We start from the raw sequence: 20,313 nt of genomic DNA on the forward strand, positions 1-20,313 counted from the left end.
CGCCGGGTCGCGCGCGTCAGTCCCTGCCGTGCTCGGGAAGTCCGTCCAGCGCCTCGCGGATGACCTGGTAGGCCACCCCGGATCCGTAGCCTTTACGGGCCAGGAAGCCGGCCAGCCTGCGGTTCTGGACCTCGCGGTCCAGCCCGCGCATCGTGCGGATCCGGCGGGCGACCAGCTCGCGGGCCTGCTCCTTCTCCCGCTCGGGATCGATCTCCTCCAGCGCCGCGTCGATCACGTCGTCGGCCACGCCCTTGGTGCGCAGCTCGTGACGCAGCGCGGATGAGGCCAGGCCCTTGGTCTCCTGCTTGGAGCGGACGTACATCTCCACGTAGGCCTCGTCGTCGACGAGGCCTACCTCGGCCATCCGGTCCAGCACCCGGGCCGCGACCTGGGGGTCGGTCCCCCGGTCGCGCAGCTTGTCCTCGAGCTGGCGACGCGTGCGCGGACCCATCGCCAGCTGGCGCAGCACGATCTTGCGAGCGATCGAGTGCGGGTCCGGCTCCCCGTCACCGCCGCCTGATCCGCGGGCCGCGCCACCCGCTCCCGGGGCACCGTCGGCACGGCCAGCCTGGGGCCGCAGCCCGGAGGCGCTGGCGGCGGCCTCGGCAGCCGCCAGCGCCTCACGTGCAGCAGACAGCCGGTCTGCGGCGGACATCAGAAGTCGACCGAGACCTCACCGGTGACCGGGTCCACCCCGGCCGGCAGGTCCTCGGCGGCGACGGGACGGACGCCGATCCCCAGCTTGGTCTTGATCTTGGAGTCGATCTCGTCGGCCAGGTCCGGGTTGTCCTTGAGGAACTGTCGGGCGTTCTCCTTGCCCTGCCCCATCTGGTCGCCCTCGTAGGTGTACCAGGCTCCGGACTTGCGCACGAAGCCGTGCTCCACGCCCATGTCGATCAGGCCGCCCTCACGGGAGATGCCCTGGCCGTAGAGGATGTCGAACTCGGCCTGCTTGAACGGCGGGGACACCTTGTTCTTGACGATCTTGGCCCGGGTCCGGTTGCCGACCGCGTCGGTGCCGTCCTTGAGGGTCTCGATCCGGCGCACGTCGATGCGGACCGAGGCGTAGAACTTCAGCGCCTTACCACCGGTCGTGGTCTCCGGGGAGCCGAACATCACGCCGATCTTCTCGCGCAGCTGGTTGATGAAGATCGCGGTCGTGCCGGTGTTGGACAGGGCACCGGTGATCTTGCGCAGCGCCTGGGACATGAGGCGGGCCTGCAGACCGACGTGGCTGTCCCCCATCTCACCCTCGATCTCGGCACGGGGCACCAGCGCGGCGACCGAGTCGATCACGATGATGTCCAGGGCGCCCGAGCGGATCAGCATGTCCGCGATCTCCAGGGCCTGCTCACCCGTGTCGGGCTGGCTGACCAGCAGCGCGTCGGTGTCCACGCCCAGCTTCTTGGCGTACTCCGGGTCGAGGGCGTGCTCCGCGTCGATGAAGGCCGCGATCCCGCCCGCCTTCTGCGCGTTGGCCACGGCGTGCAGGGCGACCGTGGTCTTACCGCTGCTCTCCGGGCCGTAGATCTCCACCACCCGGCCGCGGGGCAGCCCGCCGACCCCGAGGGCGACGTCGAGCGCGATGGACCCCGTGGGGATGATCTGGATCGGCGGACGGTCGTCGTCGCCGAGGCGCATGACCGAGCCCTTGCCGTGCTGCTTCTCGATCTGGGCCATCACGGTGTCGAGCGCCCGCAGCTTGTCGCTGTTGGTCGTGCCGGCGCCGTTGCGCGGCGCCGTCTTGGTGGCTGTCGCCATGTCTGCTCCTTCGTCTGGTGGTGGGTCGCGCCTACCTTCGACCGACCTCCGGCCGCCGACCCCTCCATGAAGAGGGACATCTCGACCGTGTCTGCGTCAGACGCTAGGTGCCCCCACCGACAGACCCACCCCCACGGACCGAGACCTGTGGAGAAGGGCCACCGAGAGCGGCACCATGTGGACAACCGTAATCGAAAATCTGTACGACTGATCACCGACACGCCGCCGTCCGTGTCCGAACACGCGTTTTCTACGATGGTGACGTGAGCACCACGGCGGACCCCCGCGCCACCCCTCCGGCGCGTCGCCGCCAGCGGCGCTCCCCCGGCTGGGTGCCCAACCAGCACGGGGCCTGGGCCATGCTCGCCGCACCGCTCCTCGTGGGCGCCATCGCCTCCGGCCCCCGACCCTCCCACCTGCTGCTCGGCGCCTTCTGGTTCGCCGGCTACTTCGCCTTCTTCGCCACCACGCTGTGGCTCAAGGCCCGGCGCCGGCCGCGCTACCTGCCACCGGTGCGGGCCTACGCGATCCTGGCAGCACTCCTCGGAGTTCTCGTGCTCGTCGTGACCCCCGGCCTCCTGCGCTGGGTGCCGGCCTTCCTCATACCTCTCGGTGTCGGCGTGACCGCCTCGGCCACCCGGCACGAGCGCGCGCTCCTCAGCGGCCTGGCCACCACGGTGGGCTCGTGCCTGATGACGCTGGTCGCCTACGACCTCGGTGGCGGCACCGACTGGACCCACGCCGCCCAGCTCACCGCGGTGCTGGCGGGCTACTTCGCCGGGACGGTCTTCTACGTCAAGAGCGCGATCCGGGAGCGGGGGAACCGGACCTTCCTGCTGGTCTCGGTGGCCTTCCACCTCGCCCTCGCGGTCCTGGCGCCGGTGCTGCTCCCTTCCCCGGACGGCTGGATCCTCGGCCTGGTCGGCCTCGCGCTGACCGCCCGGGCGGCGGTGATCCCGCCCCTGGGCTGGAGCCCTGCCCGCCTCGGGATCGGCGAGATCCTGGCCATCGTCGTGGTCTCCGTCGTGGCGCTCCTGACCCTCTGAGGGCCGCTCACCCGCACGGCAGCCCTACACTGTCCGGCAAGCACCCTCCGGGAGGACACCGCCGTCGACCCGAGCCACCGACCCTTCGGGGTCAGACCCACAGGAAGCACCCATGGCTCTGCTCGTGATGAAGTTCGGCGGGTCGTCCGTCTCGGACGCCGCCGCGATGCGCCGCGTCGCCCAGCGCGTGGTGGCGACCCAGCGCGCCGGCAACAAGGTCGCCGTCGTGGTCTCCGCCATGGGCGACACCACCGACGACCTGCTCGACACCGCCGAGGAGGTCAGCCCCGGCCCCAAGCCCGCCCGTGAGATGGACATGCTCCTGTCCGCCGGCGAGCGCATCTCCATGGCGCTGCTGGCGATGGCGATCCACGAGCTGGGCGTGCCTGCCAAGAGCTTCACCGGCGCCCAGGCCGGCATGCGCACCGACGCCGAGCACGGCCGCGCGCGGCTGCTGGACGTGCAGCCCGGCCGCGTTCGCGCCACCCTCGACGAGGGCGGCGTGGCGATCGTGGCCGGCTTCCAGGGGATCTCGACCGACGACGACATCACCACCCTGGGACGCGGCGGCTCCGACACGACCGCCGTCGCGCTCGCGGCGGCCCTCGACGCCGACGTCTGCGAGATCTACACCGACGTCGACGGCCTCTACACCGCCGACCCCCGCATCGTCCCCAGCGCCCGCCGCGTCACCCGCATCACCATCGAGGAGACCCTCGAGATGGCGGCCCACGGCGCCAAGATCCTGCACCTGCGCGCGGTCGAGTACGCCCGCCGCTTCACCGTCCCGCTCCACGTCCGCAGCAGCTTCTCCGACAAGGAGGGCACCTGGATCCTGGTCGGCAGACCCCTCACGGAGGACACCATGGAAGAGCCCATCATCTCCGGCATCGCCCACGACAGCTCGCTGGGCAAGATCACCGCGGTCGGCATCCCCGACCGTCCTGGCGCGGCCGCCAGCGTCGTCGGCGCGGTGGCCCGGGCCGGCGTCTCGATCGACATGATCGTCCAGAACGTCTCGACCTCCGACGCGCACACCTCCGACCTGTCCTTCACCCTGCCGGAGACCGACGGCGCGACCGCCGTGGCTGCGGTGCGGGCCCTCCAGGCCGAGATGGGCTTCGCCGACGTGCTCTACACCAGCCACGTGGGCAAGCTCTCGCTCGTCGGTGCGGGCATGCGCTCCAACCCCTCGGTCGCCTCGAAGCTCTTCGCGGCCCTGGCGGACGCAGGGGTCAACATCGAGATGATCAGCACCTCCGAGATCCGTATCTCGGTGATCTGCGACCAGTCCGACCTCGAGGACGCCGTGCGCGCCGTGCACACCGCCTTCGAGCTCGACGCCGAGGAAGCGGCCGTGGTCTACGGCGGGACGGGGCGCTGACATGACCACTCCCCAGCCCCGCACCCACCTGCACGTCGCCCTGGTCGGCGCCACCGGCCAGGTCGGCTCGGTCATGCGCCGTCTCCTGTCCGAGCGCGCCTTCCCCGTCGCCTCGGTGCGCTACCTGGCCTCCTCCCGCTCCGCCGGCACCGAGCTCCCGTGGGACGGCTCGGCCAACGGCATCGACGGGTATGAGGCAGCTCGCCAGATCCTCGTCGAGGACGTGGCGACGGCGGACCTCACCGGCATCGACGTGGCCCTCTTCTCTGCGGGCGCGACCGCGTCGCGCGCCCACGCCGAGCGCTTCGCCGAGGCCGGCATCGTCGTCATCGACAACTCTTCGGCCTGGCGCAACGACGCCTCGATCCCGCTGGTCGTCAGCGAGGTCAACCCCGACGACCTGGAGCTGGCCCTCGGCGAGGGCGGGACCCGCATCGTGGCCAACCCCAACTGCACGACGATGGCCGCGATGCCGGTCCTGCGTCCCTTGCACGAGGAGGCCGGTCTGGAGCGGCTCCGCGTGGCGACCTACCAGGCCGTCTCCGGCTCCGGCCTCGCCGGCGTCAGCGAGCTCGGCGGCCAGGTCCGTGCGGGCGTGGCCTCCAGCACCCCGATCGAGGACCTCACCCACGACGGCGGCGCGGTGCAGCTGCCCGAGCCCGCCACCTACGTCGCCCCGATCGCGTTCAACGTGGTCCCGGTGGCCGGTGACGTGGTCGAGGACAGCGAGACCTCCGAGGAGGTCAAGCTGCGCAACGAGTCCCGCAAGATCCTCGGCATCCCCGAGCTGCTCGTCTCCGGCACCTGCGTGCGCGTGCCGGTGTTCTCCGGCCACAGCCTGGCGATCCACGCGGAGTTCGGCTCCCCGATCACGCCGGAGCGGGCGACCGAGCTGCTCGCCGGCGCTCCCGGCGTCCAGGTCGTCGACGTCCCCACGCCGCTGACCGCGGCCGGCAGGGACGCCTCCTTCGTGGGGCGCATCCGCACCGACCAGTCCGTCCCGGACGGTCGCGGGCTCGTGCTCTTCGTCTCCAACGACAACCTGCGCAAGGGTGCCGCCCTCAACGCGGTGCAGATCGCAGAGGTCCTGCTGGAGCGCGGCCTGGTCTGAGCGCCGCACCTGTCATGCGAGTCCTGTCATGCGAATGCGGTCCTGCGGTTTTCGTGTCATAGCGCGAAAACCGCAGGACCGCAGGTGCAGGACCGCAGGTGCGCAGGACCGGGGATGCACGACACATCCTCAGGCCTGGGGCGACGGCCAGGCCGGCTGGATCGCCGCTAGATCGCCGACTCAATCGTCTGGTCGATCGTCTGGTCGATCGTCGGGTCCGCCAGGCGCGTCGGTTGCGAGGGTCAGCCGTTGCGGTAGTCCAGCGCCCCCGGACCGGACTGGTCCTGGGCGGGCTGCTGCGGGGCCGAGGGGGCCGTGGGGGCCTGCGGGGTCGTCCCGGCAGCGCCACCGGGAGCAGCAGCGCCGCCGCCCAGGGCACCACGGATCTGCTCGATCATCGCCTGCTCCTCCGGCGCCACGCCGTCGGAGGCGTTGGCCACGCGGTCGGCGGCGGCGAGGATCACGTCGCGGTAGCCGGCAGCCTGCTGGGGCGCCTTGGCCTGCAGGACCTGCATCGACTGCCCCAGCTCGGACAGGACCGTCTGCTGGACCTCTTCGCGGCTGCCGGTCGGCGGGGTCGGCAAGCCCCCCTCGCGCAGGAGCTCCTGGACCCCGGCCGGGGCCTCCTGGAAGGCCTTGGAGCCGGCCATCGACTCCTTGAACATCGCGAAGAAACCAGGGTCGGCCTGGGAGACCAGGGCGATGGCCCCGAAGGCGGAGCGGCGGACCATGTCCTGCTCGTCGTCGGTCAGTGCTACGGCGTTCGTATTCTCGGTCATGGCCCCGAGTCTTGCGCGGCTCCGGAGGTCTGTCATCCGGAAGATGGCCCGGGCGAGCCGGCCCCGGGGCCCTCGATCAGGCTGCGTGCCCGTTCCACGCCCGGCCCGTCCAGGTGGTCCAGGGCGGCGCTCCGCCGGGTGAGCGCGAGCAGGATCGCCATGACCGGCCCCTCGACCAACGGACCCTCCCCGTGCTCCCACCCGGCATCGACCGCCCGCAGCCGCACCGCGGCCAGCCGATCGGTCACGGGCATCCGGAAGCGCGCCGGCAGCCCGAGCACGAGGTCGGCCGTGCGGGCGGCGACCTCCGGGTCCGCCTCGAGCCCCCGTCCCAGGGCCAGCGAGATGTCGTGGTGGTGGACGAGGACGTCGATGAGCATGTTCTCGTCGGTGGTCCCGATCGGGTGACGGTGGTGGCCCACCAGACCGGCGACCTCCTCCACGAGCTGCTCGGGGGTGCGGGCGGCGGCCCAGCGCCGGGCCAGCGCGCTCGTCGCCCGTTCGATGTCGCCACGGGCCCTCACGACCTCGGTCAGGGTGGAGGGCAGGCTCGACGGGCGAGCGGCGTCACGGTGCCAGACGAGGTGACCCGCGACGTCCTTGACGGTTCCAGCCGGAGCACAAGGAAGGCCGGTCCCAGTCCCGCGGCCCCAGTGACGCGAGCAGGTCCGCCGTGCGCCGCCTCTGGGCGTCCGCCGCGTCCCAGAGCTGGTCGGTGGTGAGCCTCGGCGTCGTGGTCATCGCGTCCTCCTGGCGCTGGTCGATGACCGGACACTACAACCGTAGTGCCACGCGCACAAGACCCCGCCGCTCAGGCCCGGGCGACGGACCCGGGCTCAGTGACGCTTCTTCGGCTCCGGCAGGTGATGCTGCTCCGGGGGCACCTCGAGCTCCAGCACGATCGCCTCCCACACCCGCCGCACCGGCTCCCCCTCCTCGATCGCCGCGGCCGCGGTGCGGTTGTCGAGCTGACCCAGCACGTGCGAGTCGGCGACGATCGCCGCATACCCGCGCCCGAAGGCCCGCTCCATCAAGGTCCAGAACTCGCTCAGCCGCACCGCGCCACCCTAGCCGTCGCGAGGTCAGCCGCCACCGAGCAGGGCCACGATGAGCAGCATCGCCGGCATCGCCAGGAGCGTGGTGGCGAAGACGCCGTCGCGCGCGAGCGACTCGGCGCGGCCGTAGGCCACCGCCAGGATGAAGACATTCTGCGCCGTCGGGAGCGCGGACATGACGATCGCGGCCAGCACCTCGGTGGCCCCCAGGCCCAGGACCGGTCCGGCCACGAGCCCGGCCACCAGCGGCATCAGCCCCAGCTTGAGCAGGACGATGACGCCCAGCTCGGCCAGGTTGTCCTTGCCGCGGGGCATCGGCGAGAGGCGCAGCGAGATCCCGAAGGCCAGCAGCATCCCCGGGATCGCCAGGCCACCGATGAGCTCCAGCGGGGCCCGGACCATCGACGGCAGGGTGACACCCGTCAGGGCGACCACGAGCCCGGCGACCGAGCCGATGGTCAGCGGGTTGGTGAACGGCGAGCGCAGGAGGCGACGCACGGACACCCGGCCGCTGCCGCTGGCGTCCAGGGCCGCGAGCCAGGACGGCTGCAGGACCAGCAGCTGCATGAGGATCACCGGCGCGGCCCACTGCGGGTCGCCGAGGACGTAGATCGCGATGGGCAGACCCAGGTTGTTGGAGTTGACGTAGCTGACCGTCATGCCGCCCATGACCGAGTGGGTCACGCCTCGGCGCAGCACGAGACGGGCGAAGGCCAGGTATGCGGCTGCCGTCACCACCACCGCGCTCACCGTCGCGACGAGGAAGCCGGAGAAGAGGACCCGGACCTCGGAGTCGGCCACGACGAGGAAGAGCAGCGCGGGAGAGCCGACCCAGAAGGTCAGCCGGGCCATCACCTGCTGCTCGGCGCGACCGAAGAGACCGGAGTGCGCGAGCAGCCACCCGACCAGGACCACCGCCCCGATCAGCCAGAAACCTTGCAGCACGGCGACCACGGAAGTTCATTATCCGCGCCCCGCCCGGCCCTGCGGCGATGAGGGTCGACACCCCCGTCGCTGCTAATCTGCGCGGATGAGCAACCCCCGGGGGGCCACGACCGACAGCCCCGACCACGAGGACGAGTACCTCACCGGCGACGGTGGCGTCACGGCCGAGCTGGTGGACCGCCGACCGGTGGTCCCGCGCACGGTGCACAACCTCTACGAGACCCGTCCCGGGCTCAACCCCACGGAGGCGATCCGGACCTTCCTGGAGTCGGTCAACCTCCAGGAGCGCCACGGCCACCTGCGCGTCGTGGACGACCTCGTCGGGCTGCAGCGCCGCGTCGGGGACCGGATCGAGCGCTACAAGGACAAGCTGCTCAACGCCGAGACCAAGAGCGGGACGACCGAGTCGGCCAAGTTCGGGATCGGCCACTTCGACGGCGAGCGCGCCGTGGTCTACGTCGTGGACTGGTCCTTCTTCGCCGGGTCGCTCGGCGAGGTGGCCGGGGAGAAGTTCGTCCAGGCCGCCGAGCTGGCCGAGCGCGAGAAGCTGCCGCTGATCAGCATGGGCGCCTCCTCGGGGGTCCGCCAGCACGAGAACGTGCTGGGCCTGATCCAGATGCAGCGCATGGCGGCCGCGGCCAACAAGTTCCAGCACACCACCAACCGGCCCTACATCTCGGTGCTCGCCGGGCAGGTCTGGGGCGGGATGTCGGCCAGCGCCGTCCCGGTCGCCGACCTCGTCGTGGCGCTGGAGGGCACCGACTACGGCTTCGCCGGACGCCGGGTCATCGAGACCTTCGAGGGCAAGCCGGTCCCCCGCGGCATGCAGAGCGCCGAGGCCAACTACCTGGACCGCAACGTCGACGTCCTGCTCAAGGACGTGCCCGAGCTGATCCACTACATCGGTCGTCTGCTGGCCTCCGGGCGCTCGGGCAAGAAGCTGCGCGTCGGCCGGCCCCGCGGCGACGTCCACGCCACCTCACGGCAGATGATCGCCGGTCCCGAGGGCTTCTCCGCAGCCCTGTGGGACCACCAGGTGGCCGAGGAGTCGGTCGACCTGCCCCGCGACCGTCGGGACCGCGGCATCGAGGTGCTCCGCGACGCCCTGATGGCGCGCTACAACGAGATCGCCGCGGGCGCGTCCCGGCTCGACTCGGAGTTCCTCATCCAGTCGGTCTTCGACAGCGCGGTGCCGCTCTACAACCACGTGCGCTTCGAGGACGAGAAGCGTTATCCCAACATCATCGCCGCCCTGGCCAGCCTGGACGGCCAGTCCTTCATGGTGATCGGCGACCAGCCCTCCTACACCATCTCCGGGGGCTACGTGGGCAAGCGCCCACCCAACCCCAGCCCGGAGGACTTCGAGTTCGCCGTGCGGATGATGGAGGCGGCCGAGCGTTGGGAGATCCCCATCGTCTTCCTCACCGACACCCTCGGCGCGCTGCCCACGATGGCGGCCGAGCGCCGGGGCCAGTCCCGCGCGATCGCGCAGAGCATCAAGAAGTCCGCCTCCCATCCCTACCCCACCGTGTCTGTGATCACCGGAGCGATGGGCAGCGGCGGAGGCCTGGCGACGACGCCCTTCGGCCGCGAGACGGTCATGCTCGACAGCGCCCTGGGCTTCGTGTCCGAGCCCCGCTCGACGGCGACGATCCTCTACAACGAGGCCAACCCCACCGTGGACCAGGTCGCGATGACGCTGGAGACGATGAAGGCCTCGGCCGACGACCTGCGGGCCCAGGGCCTGGTCGACACGATCGTGCACGACGGGGACCACCCCTGGGCCACGGCCCACGAGCTGCGGATGGCCATCGTCGACGGCTACAACAAGCAGCACGGTCTCACGCCGCGCCGCCTGCGGCAGAAGGCCGACGAGCGGCTGCGTCCCCGCACGCTGGGACGCCTGGCCACCGACCGTCCGGCCCTGGCCAGCGAGCTGGAGCCGGCGCTCGAGCAGACCTCCGAGGAGACCGTCGCCGAGCAGCCCGTCGACGAGCGGACCACCGACGGGCAGCCCACCCGGGAGCAGTCCATCACGGACAGCCCGGGCGGGGAGCCGACCCGCTGAGCCTGCCAGGTCCCTACTTCCCGGCCTGCTCCTCGATGACGGCGGCGGCGATGCTTCCCACCTCGGGTGCGAAGGCGTAGACCTTCCCCGGCATCGTCCTGCGAGACCCACCAGCGGCCGCGCAGGTGGGTCGCCCGCCCCTCCTGCCCCTCGGGCCACCAGTCGGCGGTGAGCACGGCTTCGGTATGCAGCTCCGCCGCGTAGTCCTTCACGCTCGCCTCGTCGGCGGCCTGGAAGCGCGGCTCCCGGGCGAGGCCCGCCTCGACCTCCTCCCGGTCCGGCGCGCCCGGCCGCGCCATCTCGGCGCACGTCGAAGGCAGGTCGCCCGGAAGCATCAGGGTGAAGATCCGCTCGTCGCCCGTGGTGCGCTGCACCTCCTTGATCTCGGTGGCCCCGTCCGGCACCCAGGCCGGCAGGATCTGGCGGGCCGATCCCTGGCCGAGGTCGTCGAACTCGTAGCTCTCTTGTCGTAGGTGTCCGACCCGGGCAGGGAAACGTCCTCGCAGGCGGTGGTCGTGGCTACCGCGCCCACGAGGGCGGTCAGCAGCAGGAGACGTCGGACGGTGCGCGTGGAATCACTCATGCCTACGACCGTAGGAAGCCCCACCCGCCCCGGTCGTCGACCCACGGCATGGCCCTGGCCGCGCCGGCTGCGACCTCGGCATGAGTCCCCGCGGGCTCCTCCTACGACCGGGCGCCCGGGCACGAGAGCTCCGGTCAGCTGGTCCAGGCGCGCCAGAGCGCGGCGTACTCCCCGTCGGCGTCCATCAGCTCGGCATGGCTGCCCAGCTCGACGATGCGCCCGTCCTGCACGACCGCGATCCGGTCGGCGTCGTGGGCGGTGTGCAGACGGTGGGCGATGGCCACCACGGTGCGCCCGGTCAGGAGCGCGTTCATGGAGCCCTCAAGGTGACGGGCGGTCCGCGGGTCGATCAGCGAGGTCGCCTCGTCCAGCACCAGGGTGTGCGGGTCCGCCAGGATGAGCCGGGCCAGGGCGATCTGCTGGGCCTGGGCGGGCGTGAGCGCGTGGTGCCCGGAGCCGAGCACGGTCTCCAGACCGCGAGGCAGGCCCCGCACCCAGGCGTCGGCCCCCACGGTGGCGAGGGCACGCCATACCCCCTCCTCCCCGGAGCCCTCACGCGCGAGCTCGACGTTGTCACTCACGCTGCCCCGGAAGACGTGGTGCTCCTGGGTGACGAGCGCGACCTCGCGGCGCAGCACCTCCAGCGGCAGGTCGACCAGTTCGACGCCCCCCACCGTGACCGAGCCCTCGCGAGGACCGTGGATGCCGGAGAGCAGCCGGCCCAGCGTGGACTTGCCCGAGCCTGACGGGCCGACGATCGCGAGGCGTTCGCCGGGCACCAGGGCGAGGTCGATCCCGTGGAGGACGTCGGTGCCCTCCCGGTAGGCATAGCGCAGGTCACGACCCACGAGCCGGTCGCCCTGCGGCAGGTCCTCGCCGGGGGTGCGGTCGGGCGGGACCTCGCTGATGCCGAGCAGACGGGTGGTCGAGGCGATGCCGACCTGGAGCCGGTCGATGGTGCCCACGAGCCGGTCGAAGGGGCCGTAGAAGGTCTCGATGTAGAGCATCGCCGCGGTGAGCTGGCCGAGGGTCACCAGGCCGCGCGTGTAGAGCACGGCCCCCAGGGCCAGGGTGATCACCCGGGGCATCGAGAAGGCCATGTCCATGGCGGCGAACAGGATGTTGCGCAGGAAGAGCCCGTAGCGCTCGGCCTGCGCCGAGACCTCGATGTCGTCCACCGCGCTCTGCCGCCGGGCCGGCTGCAGACCGAAGGCCTCGACGGTGCGGGCCCCCTCCACGGTCTCGGTGAGGGTCGTGTTGATCTGGCTGTAGGTCGCGCCCTCGAGCAGATAGGCCGCCGGCGCGTCGCGCAGGTAGCGACGGATCTGCCAGCTCGACAGGGAGGCCGTGACCAGCGTGGGGATGGTCAGCGCCCAGGAGTTGAGGACCATCGCCACGACCGTCAGCACCACGGTGGTGGAGGCGATGATGAACTGCGGCAGCGCCCAGCGCACCGCCCCGCTCATCGACCCGACGTCCCTGGTCACGCGGGTGACCAGGTCTCCGGTGCTGGCGGCCTCGACGGTGCCCAGCGGCAGGCGCAGGACCGCGCGGATGGTGTCCTCGCGCGCCTCGGCCAGCACCCCCTGGCCGAGGATGGCCGCGAGCCACTTGGCCAGGAAGGTCAGCACGGCTCCGGCGACGAGCACGGCCGTGACGAGCAGCACGAAGCGTGACACGGTGCCCTGCCCTGGAGCGCCGTCGGCCTCGACGATGGTGTCCACGAGGCGGCCGAGCAGCATGGGCACCGCCAGGGCGGCGCCGGCGGCGAGCGCGTTGGCGAGGGTGACGACCAGGACCAGTCCGCCCCGGCGACGCAGAAGGCCCCGCAGGTAGGCGACCACGGTCGAGGTCGCGGCCACCGGCAGACCGCGCTCGGGGTCGAGCGCGGTGCCGAGGTGCTCCTGGGCACGGACCCGGCGCAGGGCGTGGCGCTCCCACAGGAGCCGGTGGCGTCGGCGCAGGCCGACGCTGCCCGCGGCGGGCGGGCGCAGCTCGTCCGGGATCACCGGTGGGCCGTCGCCCGCCGCCCGCCAGGTGCGGGAGGACTCCTCGGCGATGCCATGGTCGAGGGCGCTCATGTCCGCACCTCCTCGGTCTCGGGTCGGTTCTCGGAGGGCTGCTCGTCGGCGGGGCCCTGGGACTGTCGGGGTCCGGCAGCGTCCTCGGAAGGCTGCTCGTCCTGCTGGCCGCGCAGCACGGTGGAGCGGTAGCCGCTGTGACCGGCCACCAGCTCGTCGTGGGTGCCGGTGGCGACCACGCGGCCACCCTCGAGGAGGGCGACCTCGTCGGCGTGGTGGAGCAGGAGCGGCGAGGCGGTCATCACCACGGTGGTCCGGCCCCGGCGCAGGCCCGGGAGCCGGTCGGCGATCCGTGCCTCGGTGTGCGCGTCGACCGCCGACGTCGGCTCGACCAGCACCAGCACCGGCGGGTCGGCCGCCAGCGCGCGGGTCAGGACGAGCCGTTGACGCTGGCCGCCGGAGAGGCCACGGCCACGCTCGTCGAGCACGCCCTGCCAGCCGCCGGGCAGGATCTCGAAGACGTCCTCGGCCGCCGCCGCGTGCAGCGCGGCCTCGGCCTGCTCCCGGGTCAGCCGTCCGTGCGGGTCGACCGCGTCCTGCAGGGTCCCGGCGAAGACGTGCGCGCCGGTGTCGCTGACCAGCACCAGCTCACGCGTCTGCTCCAGCGGCAGGTCGGCCAGGTCGGTGCCCGCCAACGTCACGCCCCAGGCCCCCTCGGCGCGGACCCGGTCACGGGCCGCCAGCTCGGCTCGGGCCGCCGCGCGCTCCTTGATCCGGCGCCGCTCCTCACGGCCGGTCGGCTCGTCGTCGTCGTCCTCGTCCGGCGCCGAGGACTCGTCGCCGGGCAGGTAGCGACCGAGGCGGTCCGCCAGCGCCGCGCTGTCGTCAGGGGTGGCGCTGACCACCATCGTCAGCAGCCCGGGTCGCACGCGCAGCCCGGACGCCTCGTCGACGAGCTCGCCGGCGGCCAGGGCGGCCAGCTGGTCTCTGCCCAGCGGCACACGCTCCGGCCACGGGCGCGGGGTGCCGAAGGTGCCGATCGTCTTGCGCGCCGAGACGAAGGAGCGCGTGATCTGCTGGGCCGACTCGAAGACCACGCGGATCGGCTGGACCAGGAAGAGGGCGTAGCCCAGGAAGGTGACCAGCTCACCGATCTGCAGGTCGCCGTCGCGGACCTGCTGCACACCCATGGCCATCAGGGCGACCACGAAGAGTCCGGAGAGCAGCACCCCGACCGCCTCGACGAAGGCCGCCCACGCGCCGGCGCGGACGCCCGCGTGACGGACCCGCTGGCTCTGCCCGGCGTAGTTGTCGCCGAAGATCCGCTCCCCACCGATGCCGCGCAGGATGCGCAGGCCGGCCACGATGTCGGTGGCCATGGAGGTCAGGTCGGAGTCGCGCGAGCGCTCCCTGGTCTGGGCGGCCGAGAGAGGACGCAGCAGCACCGAGGACACGACCACCAGCAGCGGCGCCACGAGGAGCACGACGAGGCCGAGCGGCACCGAGATCTGGAGCACGATGACCGCGACCACCACGTAGGCCACGACGTTGCCGATGAAGTGGGAGACGATCTCCAGGAAGATGCCGAACTGGTCCCCGTCGCTGCCGTTGACGCTGAGCACCTCGCCGGTCGGCACGCGCCGTCGCAGCACGTGGCCGAGGTGGACGCTCTTGTGCGTCACCAGCCTGGTCTGACCGTAGGCGGCGATGAGCCAGGAGCGCACGATCACGGTGTGGTAGACGACCCCCGAGGCAGCCCCCACCACGGTGATCGCCAGGAGGACCAGGCACCACAGCAGGATGCGGGATCCATCGCCGGGGACGATGCCCTCGTCGATGGCGCGACCGAGCACCCACGGCGTCAAGGTCGTCGGCAGGAGCCAGAGCAGGCTCAGCAGGCAGCCGACCACCACCAGGTCCGGCTGCTGGCGGACGAGCCACCACAGGAAACGCCCCGGGCCCCGGGTGTCGGGCACGCCTGACGGGCCTGGGCGCCGATCCTCCTCGTGGGAGGTGCCGGTCCAGGCCGTGACGTGGGGTGGGAAGTCGCGCATGCCGTGGAGAAGACTACGGTCCGGCACCGACATGGCCCAACGGCTTTTCGGACCGGGCTCCAGGTCTGGCACCGCGGCCCCGCCGGGGATGAGAGGATGGACCGGAAGCACCCGCACCGTGGAGGAGAATCGTGAGCTCTCAGCAGGACCTGGCCTGGTGGCAGAAGCTGCTCGTCGCCCTGAAGCTGTGGCGCCCGACCTACATCACCAAGCATCACCACGTGCGTGACGAGGTCGCCCCGACGCCCCCGCCGGTGACCGGTGCCTACGGCAACCGGGTCGACTCCACGACCCGCCGCCGCCTGGTCCCCCAGTCCGGCGACCGCGCCTGACCCAGCCTCACCGCCGACCGCGCTCCTGCACAGGCCGTCCCACCCCTGTCCGCGGTGGCCGACCCTCCTGCGGGGGCGCGTTGTCGGTGCCTGGTGAGACAGTGGCCCAGTGACCTCGCCGGAGCCCACGGTCCTGGACCGCTTTTCCCCCGCCACGCGGGCGTGGTTCGACGCGTCCTTCCCCGGCCCGACCGCCGCCCAGCTGGGAGCCTGGGAGGCCATCAGCCGGGGTGACCACACGCTCGTCGTGGCCCCCACCGGCTCCGGCAAGACCCTCTCGGCCTTCCTGTGGGCCATCGACCGCATCGTCGCCGAGCCCCGTCCCGCCACGCCGTCCTCGGCCAGGCCGTCCTCCGCCCCGTCCTCTGCCCCGCCGCCCTCGGCCACGTCCGCGCGCTGCCGCGTCCTGTACGTCTCCCCGCTGAAGGCCCTCGCGGTCGACGTCGAGCGCAACCTGCGCTCCCCGCTGGTGGGCATCGGTCATGCCGCCACCAGGCTCGGGCTCCCGTCGCCCACCGTCTCCGTCGCCGTCCGGTCCGGGGACACCCCGGCCGCCGAACGCCGCGCGTTCGCCAAGGACGGCGCGGAGATCCTCATCACCACCCCGGAGTCGCTCTTCCTCCTGCTCACCTCCCAGGCCCGCAGCGCCCTCGGCGGGGTGGAGTCGGTGATCATCGACGAGGTGCACGCCGTCGCCGGCACCAAGCGGGGCGCCCACCTCGCGGTCACCCTGGACCGGCTGGACGCGCTCCTGGAGCGCCCGGCCCAGCGGATCGGCCTGTCCGCCACGGTCCGGCCCGTGGAGGAGGTGGCGCGCTACCTCGCCGGGGGCAGGCCGGTCAGCACCGTCCAGCCACCGTCCACCAAGCGGTGGGACCTCGAGGTCGTCGTTCCCGTCCCCGACATGGCCGACCCGGGCGCCACCGAGCGGCCCGACGTCGAGGGCGCCTCCCCCGCCCTACGCTCCGGCCCCGGCAGCACCGCTGGCCCCGCCGCTTCTCCGGACCCAGGCGGCCACGCCGACCCCGGCGGTCACGCCGACCCCGGCGGCCAGGCTCCCGTCGACGACTGGATGGTCGGCCCGGGCCCCGTCCTGCCGGACCTCGACGGTGATGGCGGCAGCAGCGGCAGCAGCGGCAGCAGCGGCGACGCGTGGGCGCCGGCCCCCGACCCCGAGGAACGAGCCTCCATCTGGCCGCACATCGAGCGCCGCATCGCCGACCTGGTCTCGAGCCACACCTCGACGCTGGTCTTCACCAACTCCCGGCGCGTGGCCGAGCGCTTCACCTCCCGCCTCAACGAGGAGTGGGACGAGCGGCAGAGCGACCACGGGGAGGGAGCACCGCATACCGGAGGAAGAGCGCCGGCCCAGGTGATGGCGCAGTCGGGCGCCGGCGGCGCGGCGCCACCGGTCCTCGCCCGGGCCCACCACGGCTCGGTGAGCAAGGAGCAGCGCGCGGTCATCGAGGACGCCCTCAAGACCGGGCAGCTGCCGGCGGTGGTCGCGACCAGCAGCCTCGAGCTCGGCATCGACATGGGGGCGGTCGACCTCGTCGCGCAGGTCGCCAGCCCGCCCAGCGTGGCCTCCGGGCTGCAGCGCGTCGGGCGCGCGGGGCACCAGGTGGGCGCGACCAGCCACGGGGTCTTCTTCCCGACCCACCGCGCCGACCTCGTGCAGACGGCCGTGGTCGTCGAGCGGATGCGGGCCGGGATGATCGAGCAGCTCTCGGTGCTGTCCAACCCCCTCGACGTCCTCGCCCAGCAGGTCGTGGCGATGGTCTCGATGGACGACTGGCCGGTCGCCGACCTCTTCGACCTGGTCCGTCGCTCGGCCTCCTACGCCGCGCTGTCGCGTCCCGTCTTCGAGGCGGTCCTGGACATGCTGGCCGGGCGCTATCCCGGCGAGGACTTCGCCGATCTGCGGCCCCGGATCGTGTGGGACCGCGTCACCGACACCCTCTCGGCGCGGCGCGGGGCGCAGCTGCTCGCGGTCACCTCCGGGGGGACGATCCCCGACCGCGGCCTCTACGCCGTCATGCTCGCCACCGGGGACGGACCCGGTCGACGGGTGGGCGAGCTGGACGAGGAGATGGTCTACGAGTCCCGGGTCGGCGACGTCTTCACCCTCGGGACGACCAGCTGGCGGATCGAGGACATCACCCACGACCAGGTGCTGGTGACGCCTGCCCCGGGACAGATCGGACGTCTCCCCTTCTGGAAGGGCGAGTCCCAGGGGCGGCCGGCCGAGCTCGGGGCGGCGGTGGGTGCCTTCGTGCGCGAGATCGGGGGTATGCAGCACGCCTCCGCCCACTTCGTGCTCACCTCCCCCGAGCGGGGCCTGGACGGATGGGCGGCCGACAACCTCATCACCTATCTCGCCGACCAGCGCGAGGCCACCGGCCACCTCCCCGACGACCGGACGATCGTCGTCGAGCGCTTCCGCGACGAGATCGGCGACTGGCGGGTAGTGGTCCACTCCCCCTGGGGCACACCGGTTCACGCGCCGTGGGCGCTGTGCCTGGCCGCGCGCCTGCGGGAGCGCTACGGCACCGACGTGCAGGCGCTGGCGGCCGACGACGGCATCGTGCTGCGGCTGCCCGACCTCGGCGGCTGGGACGACGAGACGGGCGCGGGCGCCGGCTCGAGGGAAGCCTCCCTCGACGCCGAGATCGCCGAGCTGCTCACCCTCGACCCCGACGAGGTCGCCGACCTGGTGACCCAGGAGATCGGCGGCTCGGCGCTGTTCGCCTCCCGCTTCCGCGAGTGCGCGGCCCGGGCCCTCCTGCTGCCACGCCGCAACCCCGGCAAACGGCAGCCGCTGTGGCAGCAGCGGCAGCGCTCGGCCCAGCTGCTCGAGGTCGCCAGCCGTTACCCGACCTTCCCGATCGTCCTGGAGGCGGTGCGCGAGTGCGTCCAGGACGTCTACGACGTCGAGGCCCTGCGCCGGCTGATGCAGGAGGTGGCCAGGCGGAAGGTGCGGGTCGTCTCGGTGACCGGCGCGACGCCCTCGCCCTTCGCCAGGTCGCTGCTGATGGGCTACATCGCCCAGTTTCTCTACGAGGGCGACTCCCCGCTGGCCGAGCGGCGGGCGGCTGCCCTGTCCCTGGACCCCTCCCTGCTCGCCGAGCTGCTGGGACGCGGCGAAGGGGCGGCCCTGCGCGACCTGCTCGATCCCGTCGTGGTCGCCCAGACCTACGCCGAGCTGCAACGCCTCACCCCGGAGCGTGGCGCCCGGGACGCCGAGGACGTCGTGGACCTGCTGCGGGTGCTGGGCCCCCTGTCCACCCCGGAGGTCATCGAGCGCGCCCGGGAGGAGGCGCGCGACCGGGTCGAGACCTGGCTGACCGGCCTGGTCGACGCCCGCCGCGTCATCGAGGTGCGGATCGCGGGGGAGGACCGGTGGGCCGACGCGCAGGACGCGGCACGACTGCGGGACGCTCTCGGGGTGGCGATGCCCGTCGGGGTGCCGGCCGCTTTCCTCGAGGGCGTCGAGGATCCGCTCGGCGACCTGGTCACGCGCTACGCCCGCACCCACACCCCGTTCCCCCTGGAGGACCTCGCCACGCGGCTGGGCCTGGGCCCGGCCGTCGTCCGGGACGCCGTCGCACGGCAGGTGTCCTCCGGTCGGCTCGTGCAGGGCGCCCTCGCACCTGAGGGCACGGGCAGCGACGACGTCTGCGACGCCGAGGTCCTTCGGCTGCTGCGCCGCCGGTCCTTGGCTTCGCTGCGGCAGGAGGTCGAGCCGGTCCCGCAGTCGACCTACGCGCGCTTCCTGCCGCGCTGGCAGTCGGTCGGGGAGCTGCGCGGGCCCGACGGCGTCCTGCGCGCGGTGGAGCAGCTGGCCGGGGCACGCATGCCGGCCTCGGCGGTCGAGTCGCTGATCCTGCCGGCCCGCGTCCGCGACTACTCCCCCGCCCTCCTGGACGAGCTGATGACCGCCGGCGAGGTCCTGTGGCAGGGGCACGGGTCACTGCCCGGTGACGACGGCTGGGTCTCGCTGCACCTGGCCGACACCGCGCACCTCACGCTCGCGACGCCCCAGGACCTCGCCGCAGGGGACCTCGCCCCGGAGCTCCAGCAGCAGAGCTCCAGCGAGCCCGCCCACGACCCCGACACCGGCGAGGTCCTGGACGGGCCGGCACCTCCCGGCTCCGTCGCCGCCCAGGTGCTCGAGCTCCTCGAGCGCGTCCCCGGGGGCGCCTACTTCTTCCGAGCCGTCTCGGACGCCCTGGGGTCGACCGACGACCAGGAGCTGCTGCATACCGTGTGGGAGCTGGTGTGGTCGGGGCGCGTGAGCGCCGACACCTTCGCGCCGGTGCGGGCGCTCCTGTCGGGCGGACGCAGCGCCCACAAGGCGCGGCGGACCCCGGCCCGCTCGGCCCGGTGGGCGCGCAGCTCGGTGGCGCTCTCCGCCCGGCCCTCACGTCCCGTGATGCCGGCCAGGTCCGGGCCGCCGACCGCGGCCGGGCGCTGGTCACTGCTGCCGCCGGCGGAGACAGACCCGACGGTGCGCGCGCTGGCCACCGCCGAGACGCTGCTGGACCGCTACGGCGTGCTCACCCGCGGCTCCGTCGTCGCCGAGGGCATCGCGGGCGGCTATGCCGGTGTCTACCGTGTCCTGGCCGGCGCGGAGGAGGCGGGGCGCGTGCGACGCGGGTATGTCGTGGAGGGCCTGGGTGCGGCCCAGTTCGGCACGGCCGGGGCGATCGACAGGCTGCGGGCCCTGGACGGGGCGGCGGACGCAGGCCTGGAGGCCGCGGGGCGGGAGCCGGACGTGGTGCTGCTGGCGGCGACCGACCCGGCGAATCCCTTCGGCGCCAGCATCGCCTGGCCAGAGCGTGAGGACGAGGGGCACCGCCCTGGCCGCAAGGCCGGCGCCATGGTGGTGCTTGTCGACGGGTCGCTGCTGCTCTACCTCGAGCGTGGTGGCCGCACCGCCCTGACCTTCCCGCCCCCGGATCACCTGCTGGCAGGTGCCGCCTGGCCGTTGGTGGCCGGCGCCCTCCGCGAGGCCGTCCGCTCCGGGGCGCTGCGCGGCATCACCGTCGCCAAGATCGACGGCGCGCCCGCCCTCGGCTCAGCTGCGCCGTTGGCGGCCGCCCTGGTCGACGCCGGTTTCCACACCGCACCACAGGGGTTACGGCTCAGGACAGGGCCTGCCCGCCGCTGATCGC

At 72.8% G+C, this 20,313-nt stretch carries 15 protein-coding genes; 6 read left to right on the forward strand and 9 right to left on the reverse strand.

Features of this window, described 5'->3' with window-relative positions:
- Nucleotides 1-16: 16 nt before the first annotated feature.
- Together ACTMMA_RS11060 and recA are read right to left on the reverse strand one after the other, a co-directional pair.
- Nucleotides 17-655: a regulatory protein RecX gene (locus ACTMMA_RS11060; protein WP_441190181.1), complete on the reverse strand. Its 639-nt coding sequence runs from the start codon at nucleotides 653-655 to the stop codon at nucleotides 17-19.
- Complete coding sequence (gene recA, locus ACTMMA_RS11065; protein ID WP_441190182.1) at nucleotides 655-1,761, reverse strand: recombinase RecA; 1,107 nt, start codon at nucleotides 1,759-1,761, stop codon at nucleotides 655-657. The genes ACTMMA_RS11060 and recA overlap by 1 nt, the downstream gene beginning before the upstream one ends.
- Nucleotides 1,762-2,024: 263 nt before the next feature.
- On the opposite strand from recA, the gene ACTMMA_RS11070 reads away from it, so the two are divergent.
- From ACTMMA_RS11070 to ACTMMA_RS11080, 3 genes are all read left to right on the forward strand, one after another.
- On the forward strand, nucleotides 2,025-2,807 hold the full coding sequence (locus ACTMMA_RS11070; RefSeq protein ID WP_441190183.1) for a YwiC-like family protein: 783 nt from the start codon (nucleotides 2,025-2,027) through the stop codon (nucleotides 2,805-2,807).
- A gap of 112 nt (nucleotides 2,808-2,919) precedes the next feature.
- Nucleotides 2,920-4,191 carry an aspartate kinase gene (locus ACTMMA_RS11075; protein WP_441190184.1) on the forward strand — a complete coding sequence of 424 codons (1,272 nt, stop codon included), beginning with the start codon at nucleotides 2,920-2,922 and terminating at the stop codon, nucleotides 4,189-4,191.
- Nucleotide 4,192: 1 nt separating this feature from the next.
- On the forward strand, nucleotides 4,193-5,302 hold the full coding sequence (locus ACTMMA_RS11080) for an aspartate-semialdehyde dehydrogenase (RefSeq protein ID WP_441190185.1): 1,110 nt from the start codon (nucleotides 4,193-4,195) through the stop codon (nucleotides 5,300-5,302).
- Between the two features lie 242 nt (nucleotides 5,303-5,544).
- On the opposite strand, the gene ACTMMA_RS11085 is transcribed toward ACTMMA_RS11080, so the two are convergent.
- From ACTMMA_RS11085 to ACTMMA_RS11105, 5 genes are all read right to left on the reverse strand, one after another.
- Nucleotides 5,545-6,081, reverse strand: a complete 537-nt coding sequence (locus ACTMMA_RS11085; protein ID WP_441190186.1) for a hypothetical protein — start codon at nucleotides 6,079-6,081, stop codon at nucleotides 5,545-5,547.
- Between the two features lie 32 nt (nucleotides 6,082-6,113).
- Nucleotides 6,114-6,605, reverse strand: a complete 492-nt coding sequence (locus tag ACTMMA_RS11090) for a maleylpyruvate isomerase mycothiol-dependent enzyme family protein (protein ID WP_441190187.1) — start codon at nucleotides 6,603-6,605, stop codon at nucleotides 6,114-6,116.
- 43 nt (nucleotides 6,606-6,648) lie between these two features.
- Nucleotides 6,649-6,822, reverse strand: coding sequence for a maleylpyruvate isomerase N-terminal domain-containing protein (locus ACTMMA_RS11095; protein ID WP_441190188.1), 174 nt, complete (start codon nucleotides 6,820-6,822; stop codon nucleotides 6,649-6,651).
- Between the two features lie 95 nt (nucleotides 6,823-6,917).
- Nucleotides 6,918-7,139 carry a DUF3046 domain-containing protein gene (locus ACTMMA_RS11100; RefSeq protein WP_441190189.1) on the reverse strand — a complete coding sequence of 74 codons (222 nt, stop codon included), beginning with the start codon at nucleotides 7,137-7,139 and terminating at the stop codon, nucleotides 6,918-6,920.
- Nucleotides 7,140-7,163: 24 nt separating this feature from the next.
- Nucleotides 7,164-8,081, reverse strand: coding sequence for an AEC family transporter (locus ACTMMA_RS11105; protein ID WP_441190190.1), 918 nt, complete (start codon nucleotides 8,079-8,081; stop codon nucleotides 7,164-7,166).
- Between the two features lie 85 nt (nucleotides 8,082-8,166).
- On the opposite strand from ACTMMA_RS11105, the gene ACTMMA_RS11110 reads away from it, so the two are divergent.
- A complete protein-coding gene (locus ACTMMA_RS11110) occupies nucleotides 8,167-10,149 on the forward strand; it encodes a carboxyl transferase domain-containing protein (protein ID WP_441190191.1) in 1,983 nt (660 codons plus the stop codon).
- Nucleotides 10,150-10,866: 717 nt separating this feature from the next.
- Here the strand turns inward: ACTMMA_RS11110 and ACTMMA_RS11115 are convergent.
- Nucleotides 10,867-12,813: an ABC transporter ATP-binding protein gene (locus ACTMMA_RS11115; RefSeq protein WP_441190192.1), complete on the reverse strand. Its 1,947-nt coding sequence runs from the start codon at nucleotides 12,811-12,813 to the stop codon at nucleotides 10,867-10,869.
- Nucleotides 12,810-14,807, reverse strand: a complete 1,998-nt coding sequence (locus ACTMMA_RS11120) for an ABC transporter transmembrane domain-containing protein (protein WP_441190193.1) — start codon at nucleotides 14,805-14,807, stop codon at nucleotides 12,810-12,812. Before ACTMMA_RS11120 ends, ACTMMA_RS11115 begins: the two co-directional genes overlap by 4 nt.
- A gap of 131 nt (nucleotides 14,808-14,938) precedes the next feature.
- On the opposite strand from ACTMMA_RS11120, the gene ACTMMA_RS11125 reads away from it, so the two are divergent.
- Complete coding sequence (locus ACTMMA_RS11125) at nucleotides 14,939-15,139, forward strand: hypothetical protein (protein WP_441190194.1); 201 nt, start codon at nucleotides 14,939-14,941, stop codon at nucleotides 15,137-15,139.
- A gap of 109 nt (nucleotides 15,140-15,248) precedes the next feature.
- Entirely contained in the window at nucleotides 15,249-20,309 is a 5,061-nt protein-coding gene (locus tag ACTMMA_RS11130) for an Lhr family ATP-dependent helicase (protein ID WP_441190195.1), read from the forward strand.
- Nucleotides 20,310-20,313: the final 4 nt, after the last annotated feature.

It is taken from the genome of Ornithinimicrobium panacihumi, from assembly GCF_052073805.1.
In the GTDB taxonomy this organism is placed as follows: domain Bacteria; phylum Actinomycetota; class Actinomycetes; order Actinomycetales; family Dermatophilaceae; genus Ornithinicoccus; species Ornithinicoccus panacihumi.

Bases quoted from the DNA above. Each gene is read 5' to 3' on its own strand.
- ACTMMA_RS11060 (WP_441190181.1), bottom strand. From the start codon at position 655: ATGTCCGCCGCAGACCGGCTGTCTGCTGCACGTGAGGCGCTGGCGGCT.
- recA (WP_441190182.1), bottom strand. From the start codon at position 1,761: ATGGCGACAGCCACCAAGACGGCGCCGCGCAACGGCGCCGGCACGACC.
- ACTMMA_RS11075 (WP_441190184.1), top strand. From the start codon at position 2,920: ATGGCTCTGCTCGTGATGAAGTTCGGCGGGTCGTCCGTCTCGGACGCC.
- ACTMMA_RS11080 (WP_441190185.1), top strand. From the start codon at position 4,193: ATGACCACTCCCCAGCCCCGCACCCACCTGCACGTCGCCCTGGTCGGC.
- ACTMMA_RS11085 (WP_441190186.1), bottom strand. From the start codon at position 6,081: ATGACCGAGAATACGAACGCCGTAGCACTGACCGACGACGAGCAGGAC.
- ACTMMA_RS11095 (WP_441190188.1), bottom strand. From the start codon at position 6,822: ATGACCACGACGCCGAGGCTCACCACCGACCAGCTCTGGGACGCGGCG.
- ACTMMA_RS11110 (WP_441190191.1), top strand. From the start codon at position 8,167: ATGAGCAACCCCCGGGGGGCCACGACCGACAGCCCCGACCACGAGGAC.
- ACTMMA_RS11115 (WP_441190192.1), bottom strand. From the start codon at position 12,813: ATGAGCGCCCTCGACCATGGCATCGCCGAGGAGTCCTCCCGCACCTGG.
- ACTMMA_RS11120 (WP_441190193.1), bottom strand. From the start codon at position 14,807: ATGCGCGACTTCCCACCCCACGTCACGGCCTGGACCGGCACCTCCCAC.